The sequence below is a fragment of the uncultured Serinicoccus sp. genome, assembly GCF_947487915.1.
Lineage (GTDB): Bacteria > Actinomycetota > Actinomycetes > Actinomycetales > Dermatophilaceae > Ornithinicoccus.
Genome location: NZ_CANKYH010000002.1, coordinates 289,886 through 308,988 on the forward strand (window position 1 = coordinate 289,886; position 19,103 = coordinate 308,988).

15 protein-coding genes and 1 tRNA gene are annotated in these 19,103 nt (G+C 70.6%); 5 read left to right on the plus strand and 11 right to left on the minus strand.

Annotated elements, in window-relative coordinates; all coding sequences use genetic code 11:
- Positions 1-7 precede the first annotated feature (7 nt).
- On the plus strand, positions 8-694 hold the full coding sequence (locus Q0795_RS03225; protein ID WP_298886386.1) for an MBL fold metallo-hydrolase: 687 nt from the start codon (positions 8-10) through the stop codon (positions 692-694).
- Positions 688-1,587: an EamA family transporter gene (locus tag Q0795_RS03230; RefSeq protein WP_298886621.1), complete on the plus strand. Its 900-nt coding sequence runs from the start codon at positions 688-690 to the stop codon at positions 1,585-1,587. Before Q0795_RS03225 ends, Q0795_RS03230 begins: the two co-directional genes overlap by 7 nt.
- Here the strand turns inward: Q0795_RS03230 and Q0795_RS03235 are convergent.
- From Q0795_RS03235 to rpsA, 4 genes are all read right to left on the minus strand, one after another.
- Complete coding sequence (locus Q0795_RS03235; RefSeq protein WP_298886389.1) at positions 1,551-2,597, minus strand: TerC family protein; 1,047 nt, start codon at positions 2,595-2,597, stop codon at positions 1,551-1,553. The two genes, Q0795_RS03230 and Q0795_RS03235, sit on opposite strands and share 37 nt — an antisense overlap.
- Positions 2,598-2,682: 85 nt before the next feature.
- Positions 2,683-4,794, minus strand: a complete 2,112-nt coding sequence (gene uvrB / locus Q0795_RS03240; RefSeq protein WP_298886392.1) for an excinuclease ABC subunit UvrB — start codon at positions 4,792-4,794, stop codon at positions 2,683-2,685.
- A gap of 101 nt (positions 4,795-4,895) precedes the next feature.
- The gene (locus tag Q0795_RS03245; RefSeq protein WP_298886395.1) at positions 4,896-6,626 is read right to left on the minus strand and encodes a BCCT family transporter; all 1,731 of its coding nucleotides are present in this window, start codon (positions 6,624-6,626) and stop codon (positions 4,896-4,898) included.
- A 213-nt stretch (positions 6,627-6,839) separates the two neighbouring features.
- The gene (rpsA, locus tag Q0795_RS03250; RefSeq protein WP_298886398.1) at positions 6,840-8,303 is read right to left on the minus strand and encodes a 30S ribosomal protein S1; all 1,464 of its coding nucleotides are present in this window, start codon (positions 8,301-8,303) and stop codon (positions 6,840-6,842) included.
- A 174-nt stretch (positions 8,304-8,477) separates the two neighbouring features.
- On the opposite strand from rpsA, the gene Q0795_RS03255 reads away from it, so the two are divergent.
- Together Q0795_RS03255 and Q0795_RS03260 are read left to right on the plus strand one after the other, a co-directional pair.
- Positions 8,478-9,347, plus strand: a complete 870-nt coding sequence (locus tag Q0795_RS03255; RefSeq protein ID WP_298886400.1) for a class I SAM-dependent methyltransferase — start codon at positions 8,478-8,480, stop codon at positions 9,345-9,347.
- Between the two features lie 106 nt (positions 9,348-9,453).
- Positions 9,454-10,803 carry an ABC transporter substrate-binding protein gene (locus tag Q0795_RS03260; protein WP_298886403.1) on the plus strand — a complete coding sequence of 450 codons (1,350 nt, stop codon included), beginning with the start codon at positions 9,454-9,456 and terminating at the stop codon, positions 10,801-10,803.
- A gap of 55 nt (positions 10,804-10,858) precedes the next feature.
- Here Q0795_RS03260 and Q0795_RS03265 read toward each other — a convergent pair whose 3' ends face one another.
- The 5 genes from Q0795_RS03265 to polA all read right to left on the minus strand — a co-directional run bounded on the left by Q0795_RS03265 (position 10,859) and on the right by polA (position 17,736).
- A complete protein-coding gene (locus tag Q0795_RS03265) occupies positions 10,859-11,602 on the minus strand; it encodes an ABC transporter ATP-binding protein (RefSeq protein WP_298886624.1) in 744 nt (247 codons plus the stop codon).
- Positions 11,603-11,664: 62 nt separating this feature from the next.
- On the minus strand, positions 11,665-12,594 hold the full coding sequence (locus Q0795_RS03270) for an ABC transporter ATP-binding protein (RefSeq protein ID WP_298886406.1): 930 nt from the start codon (positions 12,592-12,594) through the stop codon (positions 11,665-11,667).
- Entirely contained in the window at positions 12,584-13,573 is a 990-nt protein-coding gene (locus Q0795_RS03275) for a branched-chain amino acid ABC transporter permease (protein WP_298886408.1), read from the minus strand. Before Q0795_RS03275 ends, Q0795_RS03270 begins: the two co-directional genes overlap by 11 nt.
- 11 nt (positions 13,574-13,584) lie before the next feature.
- Positions 13,585-14,904 (minus strand): branched-chain amino acid ABC transporter permease, encoded by a 1,320-nt coding sequence (locus Q0795_RS03280; protein WP_298886411.1) that lies wholly within the window; start codon positions 14,902-14,904, stop codon positions 13,585-13,587.
- Positions 14,905-15,015: 111 nt separating this feature from the next.
- Positions 15,016-17,736 carry a DNA polymerase I gene (gene polA, locus Q0795_RS03285; protein ID WP_298886413.1) on the minus strand — a complete coding sequence of 907 codons (2,721 nt, stop codon included), beginning with the start codon at positions 17,734-17,736 and terminating at the stop codon, positions 15,016-15,018.
- A gap of 18 nt (positions 17,737-17,754) precedes the next feature.
- Here polA and Q0795_RS03290 point away from each other — a divergent pair, with 18 nt between their 5' ends.
- Positions 17,755-18,189: a hotdog fold thioesterase gene (locus Q0795_RS03290; protein ID WP_298886416.1), complete on the plus strand. Its 435-nt coding sequence runs from the start codon at positions 17,755-17,757 to the stop codon at positions 18,187-18,189.
- A gap of 9 nt (positions 18,190-18,198) precedes the next feature.
- Here the strand turns inward: Q0795_RS03290 and Q0795_RS03295 are convergent, their stop codons facing one another.
- Together Q0795_RS03295 and Q0795_RS03300 are read right to left on the minus strand one after the other, a co-directional pair.
- Positions 18,199-18,774 (minus strand): response regulator, encoded by a 576-nt coding sequence (locus Q0795_RS03295; RefSeq protein WP_298886627.1) that lies wholly within the window; start codon positions 18,772-18,774, stop codon positions 18,199-18,201.
- Between the two features lie 203 nt (positions 18,775-18,977).
- Positions 18,978-19,063, minus strand: a tRNA-Leu gene (locus Q0795_RS03300).
- Positions 19,064-19,103: the final 40 nt, after the last annotated feature.

The following is a 19,103-nucleotide window of genomic DNA, read 5'->3' on the forward strand; positions in this document are numbered from 1 at the left end:
TCGCCGCGTGAAGCCCGAAGACCTGCACGGACATGTCACCCCCGGCGGCGCGAGCTGGATCTACGACCTCGGCTCGGTCGTGGTGCGCAAGTGCAGCGTGAGCGAGATGGACAACAACGTCTACCTCATCACCTGCACCGCCACCGGCGAGCGACTGCTGGTGGACGCCGCCGACGACGCCGACCGGATCGTGCGCCTGCTCGAGGAGGACGGCAGACGAGAGGGCCACGAGCTCGGACAGGTGCTGACGACGCACCGGCACTGGGACCACCACCGGGCGCTCCCCGAGGTCGTCCGTCGCACGGGAGCGGCGACCCTGGCCGGGGCGGTCGACGCCGACGACCTTCCGGTGCCGGTCGACCACCGCCTCCGGGACGGGGACACGCTGCGCGTCGGGCACCTGGTCCTGGACGTCGTGCACCTGCGGGGACACACCCCCGGGTCGGTCGCCCTCGCGCTGAGCACCGCGGCGGACCGCACCACGACCCTCCTCTTCACCGGGGACAGCCTCTTCCCCGGCGGGCCGGGCAGGACCACCTCGGCGCACGACTTCACCGTCCTCATGGACGACCTCGAGGCCCGCATCTTCGCGGTCTTCGACGACGACGCCCTCGTCCTCCCGGGCCACGGGGACAACACGACCCTGGGCGCCGAGCGCGGCTCGTTGCCGCGGTGGCGCGAACGCGGGTGGTGACGCTCCCCGGTCGTTCCCTGACCGGGCATCCGGTCGCCCTCGTCCTCCTCGCGGTCGTCTCCGTCCAGTTCGGCGGGGCCCTGGCAGCCACGCTGCTGCCGATCGTCGGGGTGGTCGGCTCAGTGGCGCTGCGCCTCGTCCTGGCGACCGCCGTCCTGTGGCTGTTCGTGCGGCCCCGGGTCCGCGGTCGCAGCGCCGCTGACTGGTCGGTGGTCGGGTTGTTCGCCCTCGCCCTCACCACCATGAACCTCGCGTTCTACGGCTCGCTGGCCAGGCTCCCGATCGGGGTGGCCGTGACCATCGAGTTCCTGGGGCCGTTGGCCCTCGCAGCCGTGCTCTCGCGCCGACTGCGCGACGGCGCGGCCGTGCTGGCGGCCCTCATCGGCGTGACGCTCATCTCCGGGGCGTTGACCACCCCGTGGGCCGAGCTGGACCTCGTGGGCATCCTGATGGCCGCGTCCGCCGGCGCCTGCTGGGCCGCCTACATCGTGCTGAGCCGTCGCACCGGCGCCCGGTTCGCCGGGCTCGACGGGATCGCCATCTGCATGGCTCTCGGCGCGGTGGTGATGCTGCCGTTCGGTCTGCTCACGGCAGGGACTGACCTGTGGTCAGCCGACGTCCTCCTCCGCGGGCTCGGGATCGCCCTGCTCTCCTCAGCCGTGCCCTACAGCCTGGAACTGCTGGCGCTGCGCCGTCTGCGCTCGGGCACCTTCGGTGTCCTGCTCAGCCTGGAGCCCGCTGCGGCCGCCCTGGCGGGGCTGCTGGTGCTCGGCCAGGTGCTGTCCGCGTCCCAGCTGGCCGGCATGGTGCTCGTGGTGGCGGCGAGCATCGTCGTGCTCGGCCGCCCGGTCCGGGGTCACCGGTCGTCTCGGACCTCGGGCGAGCTCACCTGAGTCTCTTCCTCGGGCTCGGTGGCGAGCCGCGCGGCGTCCCGGCGCGACTTCGTCAGGCTGGCCACGGCGGTGACCCCGAGGATCAGGACGATGGCGGTGAGCGAGAACCAGATCGGGACCTCCGGCACCCCGAAGTGCTCACCCCCGTTGACGAAGGGCAGCTCGTTCTCGTGCATCGCGTGCAGGATGAGCTTGACCCCGATGAACGCCAGCAGCACGGACAACCCCAGACCGAGGTAGACCAGCCGTGTGAGCAGGTCGCCGAGCAGGAAGTACAGCTGCCGCAGCCCCATGAGCGCGAAGACGTTGGCCATGAGCACGAGGTACGGCTCCTGGGTCAGCCCGAAGATGGCCGGGATGGAGTCCAGGGCGAACAGGAGGTCGGTGGTCCCCAGGGCGAGGACGACGACGGCCATGGGCGTCAGGACGCGCTTACCGCTCTCGAGCACCCGCAGCCTGGTCCCGCCGTCCCAGGACTGGGTGACCGGGAACCGCTTCTCCACCCAGCGCAGCAGGGCGTTCTCCTGGAAGTCGTCCTCCTGCTCGTCGTGGCCGAGGTTCTCCGTGGCCAGTCGGAACGCGGTGTAGATGAGGAACGCACCGAAGACGTAGAAGACCCAGGACCAGCGCTCGATGGCAGCAGCGCCGACCAGGATGAAGACCGCCCGCATGGCGAGCGCCATGACGATACCGACCATGAGGGCGAACTGCTGGTACTTCCGCGGGACGCCGAACTTGGCCATGATGATGAGGAAGATGAACAGGTTGTCGATGGACAGCGAGTACTCCATCAGCCACCCTGCGTAGAACTCCGCCGCGAGCTGGCCCCCCGCCAGCACGAGGACCCCCAGGCCGAAGAGCACAGCCAGCCCGACGTAGATCGACAGCGCGACCCCGACCTCCCGGCGCGAGGGTTCGTGCGGGCGTCGCCCCAGGACCAGGAGGTCGAAGGCGAAGACGACCCCGATGACGAGCAGCGTGGTCAGCCACACCCAGCCGGGCACGTTCATGGGTCACGACCTTCTCAGGAGGGGCGGACAGGGTGGCAGCCCGACGGGCCGCCCGCGAGTCCAGGGACGGGGTGATGCTCTCACGTCAGCCGGTGGCCTCGCGCATCTGGCGCAGCTCCTTCTTGAGGTCGCCGATCTCGTCCCGTAGGCGGGCCGCCAGCTCGAAGTGCAGATCGGTGGCGGCCTGGTGCATCTGCTCGGTGAGCTCGTGGATGAGATCGGCCAGCTCCGTCGCCGGCAGCTGCTCCCCCGCCCGGCGCTCCACCGCGCCGGTACCGACGACGGACCCGGCCGCGCGGCCCCGGCCGCCGCTCTTGCCGCGGGACTGGCTGCGTCCGCTGCCCATGAGCGTCTCGGTGTCGGCGTCCTCGCGCTCGAGCATGTCGGTGATGTCGGCGATCCGCTTGCGCAGGGGGGTCGGGTCGATACCCTGCGCGGCGTTGTAGGCCAGCTGCTTGTCCCGGCGCCGGTTGGTCTCCTCGATGGCCTGCTCCATCGACGGGGTGATGGTGTCGGCATACATGTGCACCTGACCCGAGACGTTGCGGGCCGCACGACCGATGGTCTGGATGAGCGACCGCGCGGAGCGCAGGAAGCCCTCCTTGTCGGCGTCCAGGATGCTCACCAGGGACACCTCGGGCAGGTCGAGGCCCTCGCGGAGCAGGTTGATGCCCACCAGCACGTCGTACTCGCCGAGCCGCAGCTCGCGCAGCAGCTCGACGCGGCGCAGGGTGTCCACCTCGGAGTGCAGGTAGCGCACCCGGACACCCTTGTCGAGCAGGTAGTCGGTGAGGTCCTCGGCCATCTTCTTGGTCAGGGTCGTCACCAGGACTCTCTCGTCCCGTGCCGTGCGCTCCCCGACCTCGTGCAGCAGGTCGTCGATCTGGCCCTTGGTCGGCTTGAGGACGACCTGCGGGTCGACGAGACCGGTCGGACGGATGATCTGCTCGACATAACCCTCGCCCTTGGCCATCTCGTAGTCCCCGGGAGTGGCGGAGAGGTAGACCGTCTGGCCGATCCGCTCCAGGAACTCCTCCCACTTCAGCGGGCGGTTGTCCATGGCGCTGGGCAGCCGGAACCCGTGGTCGACCAGGGTGCGTTTGCGCGACATGTCCCCCTCGTACATCGCACCGATCTGCGGGACGGTGACGTGGGACTCGTCCAGGACCAGCAGGAAGTCCTCCGGGAAGTAGTCGAGCAGGCAGTTCGGGGCCGACCCCGAGGACCGTCCATCGATGTGCCGGGAGTAGTTCTCGATGCCCGAGCACGACCCCACCTGGCGCATCATCTCGATGTCGTAGGTGGTCCGCATCCGCAGCCGCTGCGCCTCCAGCAGCTTGCCCTGCTTCTCGAAGGTCTCCAGCTGGGCGGCGAGCTCGGCCTCGATGCTGCCGATCGCCCGCTCCATCCGCTCGGGCCCGGCGACGTAGTGGGAGGCCGGGAAGACGTACATCTCCTGCTCCTCGCGCACCACCTCCCCGGTCAGCGGGTTGAGGGTGTAGAGGCGGTCGATCTCGTCCCCGAAGAACTCGATGCGCACCGCCAGCTCCTCGTACTGCGGGATGATCTCCACGGTATCCCCGCGCACCCGGAACGTGCCCCGCGAGAACGCCATGTCGTTGCGGGTGTACTGCATGGTGACGAACCGGCGCAGCAGCTCGTCGCGTTCCACCGTCTCCCCCACCCGCAGGCGCTCCATGCGGTCGACGTACTCCTGCGGTGTGCCGAGGCCGTAGATGCAGGACACCGACGCGACCACGACGACGTCCCGGCGGGTGAGCAGGGAGTTGGTGGCCGAGTGGCGCAGCCGCTCCACCTCGTCGTTGACGGAGGAGTCCTTCTCGATGTAGGTGTCCGTCTGCGGGACGTAGGCCTCGGGCTGGTAGTAGTCGTAGTAGCTCACGAAGTACTCCACCGCGTTGTGCGGCAGCAGCTCCTTGAACTCGTTGGCCAGCTGCGCGGCGAGCGTCTTGTTGGGCGCCATCACCAGCGTCGGGCGCTGCACCTGCTCGATCATCCACGCGGTCGTCGCCGACTTCCCGGTGCCGGTGGCGCCCAGCAGGACGATGTCCTCCTCCCCCGCCTGCACCCTGCGGGCCAGCTCCGCGATCGCCTTGGGCTGGTCCCCGCTGGGGCTGAACTCGGAGACGACGCGGAACGGGTTGACCGTGCGCTGGAGATCGGTGGTCGGACGCATGGCTCTACGGTATCCCGCCCCACCGACAAGGGTGGCCCGGTCGGTCGACCGGGCCACCCTTGTCCAGGGCGAGGCCGTCAGCGGCCCCGCCGAGGTCGGACCTATCCGTGCTCGCCGTCCGTGGGCGCACCCTTCCTGCGCCACCCGGACCTCTTGCTCAAGGTCTGGTTGCGGGACAGCGCGTAGTCGATGCGGTCGTCGACCTTGGGCCCGAAGACGTCGTCGAAGTTCTCGTGGATCTCCCCGGTGAGCTCCCGGGTGCGCAGCCGCAGCTCCGCCTGGGTGATCTTGCGGTGCTCCGTGGCCAGCGCCTTGTAGAGCGAGATGGAGATGAGCACCATGACGACGGCGAACGGGAAACCGGTCGCTACCGAGCCCGCCTGGAGGGCGCTCAACCCCGCCGAGCCACCGGCGAGCAGCAGCCCGATGGCCACCAGCCCCTCCAGCCCTGCCCACAGGACGCGGCTCCACGTGGGCGGGTCCGGATGACCGCCCGAGGCCAGCATGTCGACGACGAGCGAGCCGGAGTCGGAGGAGGTGACGAAGAAGATGACGACCAGGATGATCGCGATCCCGGACAGCACCGTCCCGAAGGGGAGCGTGTTGAGGGTGTCGAAGAGCGCCACCTCGGCCGTGACGCCGTCCTCCCCCACGAGATCCCCGACCTCGATCTGCCGCATGATGGCGGTCCCGCCCATGACGGTGAACCACACGAAGCTGGCCAGCGTCGGGACGAGCAGGGCCCCGGCGACGAACTCGCGGACCGTGCGGCCGCGGGAGATGCGGGCGATGAAGACTCCGACGAAGGGCGCCCAGGAGATCCACCAGCCCCAGTAGAAGATGGTCCACCCGCTGGCCCAGCTGATGCCCTCCTCGCCGCTGAAGGCGAAGCCCTCGAAGGTGATCGGGACGATGCTGGCCGCGTAGGCCCCCAGGGACTGCACGAAGTCGCGAGCCAGGAACAGGGTCGGGCCCAGCAGCAGGACGGCCAGCAGGAAGATCCCGGCCAGCACGAGGTTGGCGTTGGAGAGGTACCTGATGCCCTTGCCCACCCCGCTCACCACGGAGACGATGGCGACCAGCGTGATCACGACGATGAGGACGACCAGCAGGGTGTTGGTGCTCTCCTCGACGATGCCGAGCTCGCGCAGCCCGGTGGCGACCTGGGTGACGCCGAGCCCCAAGGAGGTCGCGACCCCGAAGACCGTGCCGACGATCGCCAGGATGTCGACGACGTCGCCCAGGGTCCCCTTCACCCGGTCCCCGAACAGGGGCTCGAGCGCCCACCGGATCGAGACCGGGCGACCCTTGCGGTGGATCGCGTAGGCCAAGGACAGGCCGATGATGACGTAGACCGACCAGGGGTGGAACCCCCAGTGCATGAAGGTCTGGGCCATGGCGCGCTCGGCCAGCTCGGCGTTCGAGGCGTCAGGGGAGACCCCGGGCGGGGGTGAGGTGAAGAACGTCAGGGGCTCGGCCACCCCGTAGAAGACCAGCCCGATGCCCATGCCGGCGGCGAAGAGCATGGCGAACCACGACTTCAGCCCGAACTCGGGCTCTTCCCCGTCCCGACCCAGCGTGATGTCGCCGAACCGGCTGAAGGCCAGGAACAGGGCGAACACCACGAAGCCGGCGATGGCGAGGGTGTAGAACCAGCCGAAGTGGGTGACGATCCCGCTCTGGATGCTGTTCCAGAGGTCGCCGGCGGTGTCGGTGAAGACCGCGGAGAACACCGCGACGAGCGCCACGAGCGCCAACGCGGGCCAGAAGACCCTCGGGGCCACCCCTCCGGGGCCCAGCTTCACGCCGTGGCGCAGCAGCTGCTGCTCCACGGACGAGGTCTCAGGACCGGCCGGTGGGCCCTGGTCCGTGCGTGCTGCGTTGTCGTCCATGATCTCCGGTTTCGTTGACGTCGGACTGGTGTCGTGTCAGTGCGCGATCTCGGCCACGGAACCGTATCATCCGCCTCCCGACACCCAGGGGTAGACAGCGACGGTCCGCCCTGCCGTTCGGCAGGGCGGACCGTCGACCCGGGGACCGAGGGGTCAGTTCCCGGTGAGCTTCTCCCGCAGCGCGGCCAGCGCCTCGTCCGAGGCGAGGGTGCCCGCACCGTCGTCGGAGCCGGTGGTGTTGTCCGAGGAGTATGACGTGGACGCCGGGGCGACCTCGACCCCGGCCGAGGAGTCGGCCTCGGACGCGGACTCGACCTGCGCCTTGTGCGCCTCCCAGCGGGCGTGGGCGTCGGCGTACTCCTTCTCCCACTTCTCCCGCTGCTCCTCGTGCCCCTCGAGCCACTCGTTGGTCTCGGGGTCGAAGCCCTCGGGGTACTTGTAGTTGCCCTGGTCGTCGTACTCGGCGGCCATGCCGTACAACGTCGGGTCGAACTCGTTGGCGACGGCGTCGTTGGCCTGCTTGAGCGACAGCGAGATGCGGCGGCGCTCCAGGTCGATGTCGATGACCTTGACGAACACCTCGGCGCCGACGGTGACGATCTGCTCGGGCAGCTCGACGTGGCGCTCGGCCAGCTCGGAGATGTGGACGAGGCCCTCGATGCCGTCCTCGACGCGGACGAAGGCGCCGAAGGGCACCAGCTTGGTGACCTTGCCGGGCACGACCTGACCGATCGCGTGCGTCCGCGCGAAGGTCTGCCACGGGTCCTCGAGGGTCGCCTTCAGCGAGAGAGAGACCCGCTCGCGGTCCATGTCGACGTCCAGGACCTCGACGGTGACCTCGTCACCGACCTCCACGACCTCGCCCGGGTGGTCGATGTGCTTCCAGGAGAGCTCGGAGACGTGGACGAGGCCGTCGACCCCGCCACCCAGGTCGACGAACGCGCCGAAGTTCACGATGCTGCTGACGACCCCGGAGCGGACCTGACCCTTGGCCAGCTCCTTGAGGAAGGTGGTGCGCACCTCGGACTGGGTCTGCTCCAGCCAGGCGCGGCGGGACAGGACCACGTTGTTGCGGTTCTTGTCCAGCTCGATGATCTTGGCCTCGATCTCCTTGCCGACGTAGGGCTGGAGGTCGCGCACGCGACGCATCTCGACGAGCGAGGCCGGCAGGAAGCCACGCAGACCGATGTCGAGGATGAGGCCGCCCTTGACGACCTCGATGACGGTGCCGGTGACGACGCCGTCCTCCTCCTTGATCTGCTCGATCGAGCCCCAGGCGCGCTCGTACTGAGCACGCTTCTTGGACAGGATCAGGCGACCCTCCTTGTCCTCCTTCTGGAGGACCAGGGCCTCGACCTCGTCACCGACGCTGACGACCTCGGAAGGGTCGACGTCGTGCTTGATGGCGAGCTCACGGGAGGGGATGACCCCCTCGGTCTTGTAGCCGATGTCGAGCAGGACCTCGTCGCGGTCGACCTTGACGATCACTCCCTCGACGATGTCGCCGTCGTTGAAGTTCTTGATCGTGGCGTCGATGGCCGCGAGCAGTTCCTCCTCAGAGCCGATGTCGTTGACGGCGATCTGGGAGGTGGCCTTCTCGGCCGTGGTGGCAGTCATGTAGTAGGGACTCCGATTGTGGACACGATGTATGGATGGATGTGCAGCGCCCGCCGCGCCTCGGCCGCGGAAATCCGAGAGCTCCAGGAGCTTCGGGGCACCACGAGGACGCATGACGAACCCTGACAGCGTATCGGCGCACCTCAGACAGGTCAAAGCGCGCATCATAGGGCGATGGACCACCCGGTGCCCCCGCCCTCCCCCGACCGCGCCCTGCGACGGCGGGCCACGCACCAGGAGTCCGCCCGGGCGGGCCGGTCCTGGTGGGACGCCGAGGCCGAGCGCTACTACGAGGAGCACGGGGCGGCCCTGGGGGACGCCGAGCTCACCTGGGGCCCGGAGGGCTGGACCGAGCGGGAGCTGGGCCTCCTGGGCGGGCTGCGCGGGCGGGACGTCCTCGAGGTCGGGGCGGGCGCGGCGCAGGGCGGGCGCTGGTGCGCGGCCCAGGGGGCCCGGGTGGTCAGCACCGACCTCAGCGCGGGCATGCTGCGGGTCGCCCGCGCGATCGACGGGAGGTCTGCGGGTGCGGCACCGCTGGGGTATGCCCAGTGCGACGGGGCGAGCCTGCCCTTCGCCGACGCGTGCGTCGACCTCGTGGTCACGGCCCACGGGGTGCTCGCCTTCGTCCCGGACGCCGACGCGGTCCTGCGGGAGTGGGCGCGGGTGGTCCGCCCCGGTGGACGGGTGGTCTTCTCGCTCCCGCACCCGTTCCGGTGGGTCTGCCCCGACCTCCCGGGCCCCGAGGGTCTCGTGGCCCGGTACCCCTACGACACCCACGAGGCCTACGTCGAGGAGACCGAGGACGGGAGGGCGACCTACACCGAGCACCACCGCACGGTGGGTGACCTGGTCCGCGCGGTGCACGGCGCCGGCCTCGTCCTGGTGGATCTCGTCGAGCCCGGTTGGCCGCCGGGGCTGGCGCGGGAGTGGGGCGGGTGGGGACCGGTCCGGGGGCGGATCCTGCCCGGGACCGCGATCGTCGTGGCCCACCGACCCCGCGCGGACGTCCCCGCTCGCCCTTCGACCGGCACGGACCCGCGCTGACCAGGTCACAGTTTGGTGACGATGGGCACGTCGGAGGGTGGCGCGGCCTAGGGTGAGATCCCGTGGACGGGGCAACGATGCCCCCCGAACACCAGAGAGGTGACACATGCGTGTGAAGACGCACCTGAGGAGCGTGGCCGCCCTGTCGGCGCTGGCGATGCTCGCAGCCTGCGGTGGCGACACCGCCGACGAGACCGCGACCGAGGAGACCGCTGCGGAGGACACCGCCGCGGAGGACGAGGGGGACGGATCCTCCGACGAGTCGATGGAGACCGAGGAGGAGGCCGCCGGCGGCGACGGGAACACCTCCGACACCTTCACCTTCGGCTACGTGCTCCCCGAGACCGGCCAGCTGGCCTTCCTCGGCCCGCCCCAGATCGAGGCCCTGGGTCTCGCCATCGAGGACATCAACGCCGCCGGTGGCGTCCTCGGCCAGGAGGTGCCGGCCCCGGTGGCCGGTGACGAGGCGGGGCAGGAGGCTGCCGCGCAGCAGGCTGCGGACCGCATCCTGTCCGAGCAGCCCAGCGCCATCGTCGGCGCCGCCGCGTCCGGCATGTCCCTGGCCATCATCGACCGGGTCACCGGCGCCAACGTCATGCAGTGCTCCGGCTCCAACACCGCCCCGACGTTCACCGACTACGAGGACGACGGGCTCTACATCCGTACCGCTCCGTCGGACGCGCTGCAGGGGCCGGTGCTCGCCAACACCATCGTCAACGACGGCTACAGCAACATCGCGATCGTCGCCCGGGCGGACGACTACGGCTCGGGCCTGGCCGAGGCCACCGCCACCGCGCTGGAGAACGCGGGAGCGACCGTGGCGCTCAACGAGACCTACGACCCGTTGGCCCGTGAGTTCAACGCGGTGGTGTCCTCGGTGGAGGCGGCCCAGCCGGATGCCGTGGTCGTCATCGCCTTCGAGGAGGGCGGCCAGATCCTCCAGGGCATGTTCGAGGCCGGCCTGACGCCGGACGCGGTCGGGGTCTACGGCGCCGACGGTCTGCGCTCCGCCGACCTCGGCAGCATCGTCAACGAGTCCGACCCGAGCGTCATCGCCGGGATGAAGGGCACGGCACCGGCCTCGGCCGACAACCCGGACTTCATCTCCCGGCTGCAGGAGTTCGCCCCCGACCTGGAGGAGACCCAGTTCGCGCCGCAGGTCTACGACTGCGCCGTCACCATGGCGCTGGCGGCCGAGGTCGCCGGGTCGGTCAACGCCGCCGACTTCAAGGCGGAGGTCAACGGGGTGACGAGCGAGGGCACCGAGTGCACCTCCTACGAGGAGTGCCTGGGCCTGCTCGAGGACGGCGAGGACATCGACTACAACGGTGCCAGCGGTCCGCTGAACTTCACCGACGCCGGTGAGCCTGGTACCGCCACCATCGAGGTCTACGAGTTCGACGACGCGGGTGAGCTGCAGTCGCTCGAGACGGTCGAGGCCAACCCGGCCGAGTGAGCACCGTGGTGGCCGGGTGCACGCACCCGGCCACCACCGGCCTGCGTCGGCGGTCTCAGCCGTCGACGCGGGCCAGGGTGCCGAGATAGAGCTCGATGACCTTGGGGTCGCGGGCCAGCTCGGCACCCGTCCCCGTGTAGGCGTCCTGCCCCTGGTCGAGCACGTAGGCGCGGTCGGAGATGTCCAGGCACTGGCGGGCGTTCTGCTCCACCATGAGCACCGACACCCCCGCCTCGTTGATGCGCGAGACGGCCTCGAACACCGAGTCCTGCATCAGGGGGGACAGCCCGGCCGACGGCTCGTCGAGGAAGAGGACGTGCGGGCCGGTCATGAGGGCCCGACCCATGGCGACCACCTGACGCTCTCCACCGGAGAGCGACCCGGCCCGCTGGGCCCGGCGGTCGGCGAGCAGGGGGTACAGGTCGCTCACCTCCCGGAAGCGCTCGGCATACTCCTTGGGCCTCAGGTAGAGACCCATCTGCAGGTTCTCCTCCACGGTGAGGGAGGGGAAGACGTTGTTGTTCTGCGGCACGTAGCCCAGGCCGTCGGCGACCAGCTTGTGGGCCGGCCGACCGGTGATGTCCGTGCCCTGGAGCAGGACCTGGCCCGAGCGGACCGGGACGAGTCCGAACATCGCCTTGATGAGGGTGGACTTCCCGGCCCCGTTGGGGCCGATGATGCCGACCAGCTCCCCGGTCCGGACCTCGACGGTGCATCCCCGCAGGATGTCGACGTCGGGGGTGTACCCGGCGACGAGCTGCTCGGTCCACAGGACCCGCTCCCGACGCTCCGTGGGCACGTCCCCCTCCGGACGCTGCCTGTGCGCGGGATCCTCCTGGTGCTCAGGTCGCACGTCCTCACTCACGTCTGGTCCTCCTGGAGAGAGCGTTGGCTACCGAGGTAGGCGTCGATGACGGCCGTGTCCCTGCGGATGTCGTCCGGCCGGCCCTCGGCGATGACCTTGCCCTGGGCGAAGCAGACCACCCAGTCGCTGATCGACATGATGACGTCCATGTCGTGCTCGACGAGGACGATGGTCATCCCCTCGTCCCGCAAGGTCTCGATGTGGCCCAGGAGCGACTGGGTGAGGGCGGGGTTGACCCCGGCCATGGGCTCGTCGAGCAGGATCATGTCCGGCTGCACCATGAGGGCCCGCGCCATCTCGAGGAGCTTGCGCTGCCCCCCCGACATGGTCCCGGCGAACTCGTCCCGCATGTGGCTGAGGTTGAACCGGGCCAGCAGCTCCTCGGCCCGGTGGCGGATCCCGGCCTCCTGAGCGGCCCAGGCCGGGCGCAGCAGCGAGGCCAGCAGACGCTCGCCGCGCTGCCCCGTGGCCCCCAGCATGAGGTTCTCCAGGCTGGTCAGCCGGGTCAGGGCCTTCGTCAGCTGGAAGGTCCGCACCATGCCGTGGCGGGCGATGCGGAAGGACGGGGCCCCGCTGATGTCCCTGCCGTCGAAGGACCAGCGGCCCGAGTTCGGCCTGTCGAACCCGGTGATGAGGTTGAAGAAGGTGGACTTGCCGGCACCGTTGGGACCGATGAGCGCGGTGATGGTGCCGCGCTGGATCTCCAGGTGCTCCACCTCGACCGCCCGGACACCGCCGAAATGCCGGGACATGTCGTCCGCCACCAGGATGGCGTCCGGCTTCGCGACGCCTGGGACGTTGGCGACCCCCGCGAGCGCCGCGGCCGCGCGCCGGGCGCCCACCGAGGGGGTGTCCTCGCGCTCCTGCTCCTGCTCGCGGACTGACTCGCGCTGGGCGAGGAGATCCTCGTGGCGGTCATCGGACATCGAGACGCAGCTCCTTCTGGTTGCCGATGAGCCCGGCGGGCCGGAACACCATGAGGAGCATGAGCCCCAGGCCGACCGCGGCGAAACGGACGGCACCGATGTCGCTGGGGGCGAGCAGGCCGCCCGGGATCCAGCCGGCCGACATGGCGCCGCGGAGGAAGGCGTCGAGGAAGGTGAGCAGGAACCAGAAGACGATCGAGCCCAGGATCGGGCCGAGGACCCGGCTCGCCCCGCCCAGGATCATGATGGTCCACAGGTAGAACGTGATGATGGGGATGAAGGCGTCGGGCGTGATGGCCTGGCTGTTGATCGCCAGCAACGACCCCGCCAGCGCCCCGAGCACGCCGCCGAGGACGAGGGCCTGCATCTTGTAGGCGAAGACGTTCTTGCCCAGGCTTCGGGCGGCGTCCTCGTCCTCCCGGACCGCGCGCAGCACCCGGCCCCACGGGCTGTGGACGAGCAGCCAGACCAGCCCGGCCGCGAGGAAGGTGATGCCCCAGGCCACGGTCATGAGCCACAGGGCTCGCTCGCTGAAGCGCAACGGCCCCAGCTCCAGCGGAGCCGTGTAGGGGTTGACGGCGTAGAACTCGCCGGCGAACTGCACGAGCCCGAAGACGCCGCCGGTGACGGGCTCGGCGAAGGAGGAGCGGTAGAGGTAGCGCAGGACCTCGGCCGCGGCGATGGTGGCGATGGCCAGGTAGTCGCCCCGCAGCCGCAGCGTGGGGATCCCGAGGATGAGCGCCAGGACGACGGCGCAGGCCATGCCGACGAGGACCCCGACCCACAGGGGCGCGTCGAAGGACAGCACCGAGATGGCCGTGCCGTAGGCACCGACCAGCATGAAGCCGACCTGGCCGAAGTTGAGCAGGCCGGTGTAGCCGAAGTGGATGTTGAGCCCGATCGCGGCCAGGGCGTAGATCGCGGCCTCGGGGCCGAGTGCGCCGCGGACCGCGACGGAGAGCACTGCCAGGACGTCCATCGTTCCTCTCCTCAGCCGACCCGCTCGCGACGGCCCAGGATGCCCTGCGGCCGGACGAGGAGGACGATGATCATGACGAGCAGCGCCCACATGTAGGCCAGCGAAGCCGGGAACCAGAGGGTGGACAGCTGCGAGACCAGGCCGATGATGAGCGAGCCCAACATGGCTCCGTAGGCGCTGCCCAGCCCGCCCAGGATGACCCCGGCGAACATCAGCAGCAGCAGCTCGAAGCCCATCTCGCTGTAGATCGCCTGGGTGAGGCCGAAGAAGACGCCCCCGATGGCCGCCAGGGCACCCCCGAGCAACCAGACCACCAGGATGACCCGCTGGACGTCGATGCCGGACGCCTCGGCCAGGTCCTTGTTGTCGTTGACGGCCCGCATCGCCGTCCCGATCCTGGTCCGCTGCAGCATGACGGCCACACCGATCATGATGGCGAACGCCAGCACGGTGATGACGAGGTCGCGAGGGGTGATCCGCACCGGTCCGAGGGTCCACGAGGCCTGCAGCGAGAACTCGTCGTACTGCTGGCGTCGGGAGCCGAAGACGATGAGGATGAGGTGGCGCAGCAGCAGCGAGAGCCCGATGGCCACGATGAACATCTGGATCAGCCCGGCTCCACGGCGACGCAGCGGGCGCCAGAGCCCCACCTCGACGCCGCCGGCGACCGCTCCCCCGACCGCCATGGCCAGCACCGCCGCCAGCACGATGGGCAGGTTGCCCGGGGCGGTGCTGAGGAAGTATGCCGTGACGGCACCGATGGTGACGAACTCGCCGTGCGCGAAGTTGATGAGCTTGGTGGTGCCGAAGACCAGGGACAGCCCCACCGCGGTGATCGCGATGATCGCCCCGAACTTGATGCCGTCCACGACGAGCTGCAGCACCCGGGCCACCGGGATGGCCGCGCCGCCCTCCTCGACCTCGCCGGTCCCCAGCTGGAAGATGACGCCCTGGGCGGCCCCGGGGCGGACGGTCACGCCGTCCAGGACCTCGCCGCCCTCGGCCTGCGGGGCCACGCCCTCGGGCAGCCCGGACACGTCCAGGGTCACGGTGTAGGTGCCGGGTCCGGGCAGCGGGACGGCCCAGGAGCCCTCGGCGTCGGTCACGGCCGAGCCGATCTCCTGACCGTCCTGGGTGACCGTGATGGTGATGCCCTCGAGCGGCTCGCGGTCAGGGTCCCGCAGGGTGCCCTGGACCGTCTCGGCGGCCTCCTCCGAGGCCCCCGCGGACGTCGGGGGCGACACGGTGGGCGTGGCGGCGCCGGCCGGGGCCACCAGCAGCAGCATCCCCAGCAGAACGGCAGCGATCGCTGCCCACAGGCGGGCGGTCACGGGATCTCCTTCGATGCGGACACCGGGAGTAAAGCACACGTCAGGCCCCCTGCCTAGCAGGGCCTGGTGCGGGTCGGCGCAGGTGGCCGCGGGCCCCCGCCGCAGGTCACCTCAGTGGGCCGCCTCGTGCCAGCTGTGCCCGAGCCCCACGCTGACGTCCAGGGGCACCGACAGCTCGGCGGCGGCGCCCATCTGCTCCCGCACGAGCGTCTCGACCCGCGTCTCCTCTCCGGCGGCGACCTCGAGGACCAGCTCGTCGTGGACCTGCAGCAGCATCCGGGTGGCCAGACCGGCCTCCCGCAGCGCAGCCTCGGTCCGCAGCATCGCGACCTTGATGATGTCGGCGGCCGACCCCTGGATGGGGGCGTTGAGGGCCATCCGCTCGGCCATCTCACGCCGCTGCCGGTTGTCGCTGGTGAGGTCGTGCAGGTGGCGACGGCGGCCCAGGATGGTCTCGGTGAAGCCGGTCCGCCGTGCCTCGGAGACGACGTCGCGCAGGTAGTCGCGCACGCCCCCGAACCGCTCGAAGTACTCCTCCATGAGCTCCTTCGCCTCGGCGGTGGAGATGCCCAGCTGCTTGGACAGGCCGAAGGCGGACAGCCCGTAGGCGAGGCCGTAGCTCATCGCCTTGACCTTGGAGCGCATCTCGGGCGTCACGTCGGCCTGGTCGACCCCGAAGACCCGGGAGCCGACGAAGCGGTGGAGGTCCTCGCCGGCCCGGAAGGCCTCGATGAGCCCGTCGTCGCCGGACAGGTGCGCCATGATGCGCATCTCGATCTGGCTGTAGTCGGCGGACATGAGCGTGGCGTAGCGGGTCCCGGAGGAGAGGTCGGAGCCGACCACGAACATCTCGCGGATCCGCCGGCCGGCAGCCGTCCGGATGGGGATGTTCTGGAGGTTCGGCTCCGTCGAGCTCAGACGTCCCGTGGCGGCGATGGTCTGCTGGAAGGTCGTGTGGATCCGGCCGTCGTCGGCGACCGCCTTGATGAGGCCCTCGGTGGTGACCCGCAGCCGGGTGACGTCCCGGTGTCGGAGCAGGGCCTCGAGGAAGGGGTGCTCGGTCTGGGCGTAGAGCCCCGCGAGGGCGTCGGCGTCGGTCGTGTAGCCGGTCTTCGTCCGACGCGTCTTGGGCAACGCGAGCCGGTCGAAGAGCACGGTCTGCAGCTGCTTGGGGGACCCGAGGTTCACGGTGTCGTCCTCGATCGCCGTCCAGGCGTCCTGCTCTGCCTGGGCGACGCCGTCGGCGAACTCCCGCTCCAGGGTCTTCAGGGCGTCGAGGTCGACCGCGATACCCGCACGCTCCATCCGGCGCAGCACCCCCACGAGCGGGAGCTCCACCTCGCGGAGCAGGTGCTGCTCCTCCTCGTCCGCGAGCTCGGTGTCGAGCGCATCGGCGAGGTCGTGCACGGCGCGCGCGTGCACCATGGCCGAGCGCGCCGCGGCCGAGCGGGCGTCCTGCTGCCCGTCGTCGAACCCGAGGTCCAGCTCGCCCTGCGAGACCGCGTCGGCGGCGTCGCCACCGTCGAGCCGCAGCTCGCGACGCAGGTAGCGCAGGGCGAGGTCGGCCAGGTCGTAGGAGCGCTGGTCCGGGCGGGCGAGGTAGGCCGCGAGGGCGGTGTCGCTCACGATCCCCTCGACGGGCAGGCCGACGGCCTCCAGCGAGGCGACCTGCTCCTTGGCCCCGTGCAGCGCCTTGGGTCGGGACCCGTCCGCCAGCCACGCCACCAGCGCGCCCTCGTCCTCCGGCTCCAGCTCGACGAGGCGGAGGTATGCCGCGTCCTCGGCGCCGGCGAGGGCCAGCCCGGTGGCCTCCCCGGGGCCCGCGGCGGTCCGTGGCTCGGCGTCGACGACCAGGGCCACCCGTCCCTGCGTGGCGTGCTCCTCGAGCCAGGCGGCGACGGCACCGGGCGCCAGGAGGGTCCCGGCGACCTCGATGCCATCCTCGGCCTCGGTCTCGGCCGACTCCAGGGTGCTGAAGAGCCGGTCCCTCAGGACACGGAACTCGAGCCCGTCGAAGACGCGGTGCACCTCTTCGCGGTCCCACCCCCTGGCCTCGAGGTCCTCGACGCCGACCTCGAGCGGCACGTCGCCCACGAGCTGGTTGAGCCGGCGGTTGCGCAGCACCTGGTCCAGGTGGTCGCGCAGCGCCTGCCCGGCCTTGCCCTTCAGCTGGTCGGCGGCGCTGACGACGCCGGACAGGTCGCCGTGCGCGGCCAGCCACTTCGCCGCGGTCTTGGGCCCCACCCCCGGGACGCCGGGCAGGTTGTCCGAGCTCTCCCCCACCATGGCGGCGAGGTCGCTGTAGCGCTCGGGGCGCACGCCGTACTTCTCCTCGACCTTCTCGGGGGTCATCCGCCAGGTCTCGGAGACCCCTCGGACCGGGTAGAGCAGCAGCGTCCGGTCATCGACGAGCTGGAAGGCGTCGCGGTCGCCCGAGAGGATGAGCACCTCCATGCCCTGGGAGCGGGCCTGCCCGGTGAGGGTGGCGATGATGTCGTCGGCCTCGTAGCCGTCGACCTCGACGTGGGTGATGCGCAGGGCGTCGAGCACCTGCTTGATGAGGTCGACCTGCCCGACGAACTCGCTCGGGGTCGCCGAGCGTCCCGCCTTGTACTCGGCGTACTCCTGCGTCCGGAAAGTCTGCCGGGACACGTCGAAGGCGACGGCGAGATGGGTCGGCGCCTCGTCGCGCAGCACGTTGATGAGCATCGAGGTGAAGCCGTAGACCGCGTTGGTGCTCTGCCCCGTCGTGGTGGAGAAGTTCTCCACGGGCAGGGCGAAGAAGGCGCGGTAGGCCAGGGAATGTCCATCCAGCAGCAGCAAACGACTCACGGTGGCAGCCTATGTCCCATGACCGACAACACCACCCCGAGCCCCCCGACCCCGACCCCGAGCGACGACCGCGAGCGGGGCGCCCTGGCCAGCCGCATGGGGATCCACCTGCAAGAGCTCTCCGCCGAGCGGACCGTCGCGACGATGCCGGTGGAGGGGAACACCCAGCCGTACGGCCTGCTGCACGGGGGCGCGTCGGCGGCGCTGGCCGAGACCGTCGGGTCGGTCGCGGCGGCGTTGCACGCAGGAGAGCGGCGCATCGCCGTGGGCGTCGATCTCAGCGCGACGCACCACCGGCCCGTTCGGGAGGGCGAGGTGACCGCCGTCGCGACCCCGCTCTCCCTCGGCCGCACGGTCGCGAGCTACGACATCACGATCACCGACGACCGCGGGCGCCGGGTCTGCACCGCCCGGCTGACGTGCGCGCTGCGCGACCGGCCGGACCCGCGGTGAGGAGGAGGGTCAGCCCTTCTTGGCGGGCATACCGGAGATGACCGCCTCGGCGACCTCACGCATCGACAGCCGACGGTCCATCGCGGCCTTCTGGATCCACCGGAAGGCGTCCGCCTCGCTCAGCTTGAGCTGGGCCATGAGCAGCCCCTTGGCCCGGTCGACCTGCTTGCGGGTCTCGAAGCGCTCCCCCAGGTCGGCGACCTCGGCCTCGAGCGCCTTGCGCTCGGCCCAGCGGGCCCGCGCGATGTCGATGGCGGGCAGGACGTCGGCGGCGCTGAACGGCTTGACGACGTAGGACATCACCCCGGCGTCGCGGGCCCGCTCCACGAGGTTCTTGTCGCTGAAGGCGGTGAGCATGACCACCGGGGCGAGGCCCTCACGACCGATCTGCTCGGCCGCGGTGATGCCGTCCATGCCGGGCATCTTGATGTCCATGACGACCAGGTCCGGGGTGGTCTCCTGGGCCTGCGCCACCGCCTGCTCCCCGTCGGCGGCCTGACCGACGATGGTGTGCCCGGCCTCGGTCAGCATCTCGGCGAGGTCCATCCGGATGAGGGCCTCGTCCTCGGCCAGCAGGATGCGCAGACCGCTCTCGGGACCTGGGTCGACCGGCGTCGCCTCCGCCTCCGGACCCGCGGCGGTCGAGGTCGCACCGCCACCGTCCGGGGTCTCGGGCGCCGGCCCGGTCGTCGCGGAGGGGGCGGCCCCCGGCTCCTGCGGTGTCGTCTCGCTCACGCTCACTGCCTCTCGTCGCATCCACCCGCATCGGCACCTCACCGGCGCGGGACTGGTGCCGGGAGCGGGACTCGAACCCGCACGCCCTTGCGGGCAGAGCATTTTGAGTGCTCCGTGTCTGCCGTTCCACCACCCCGGCGGGCGTGCCGGTGCTGGGTGTGGCCGCACCGGGGACGTCG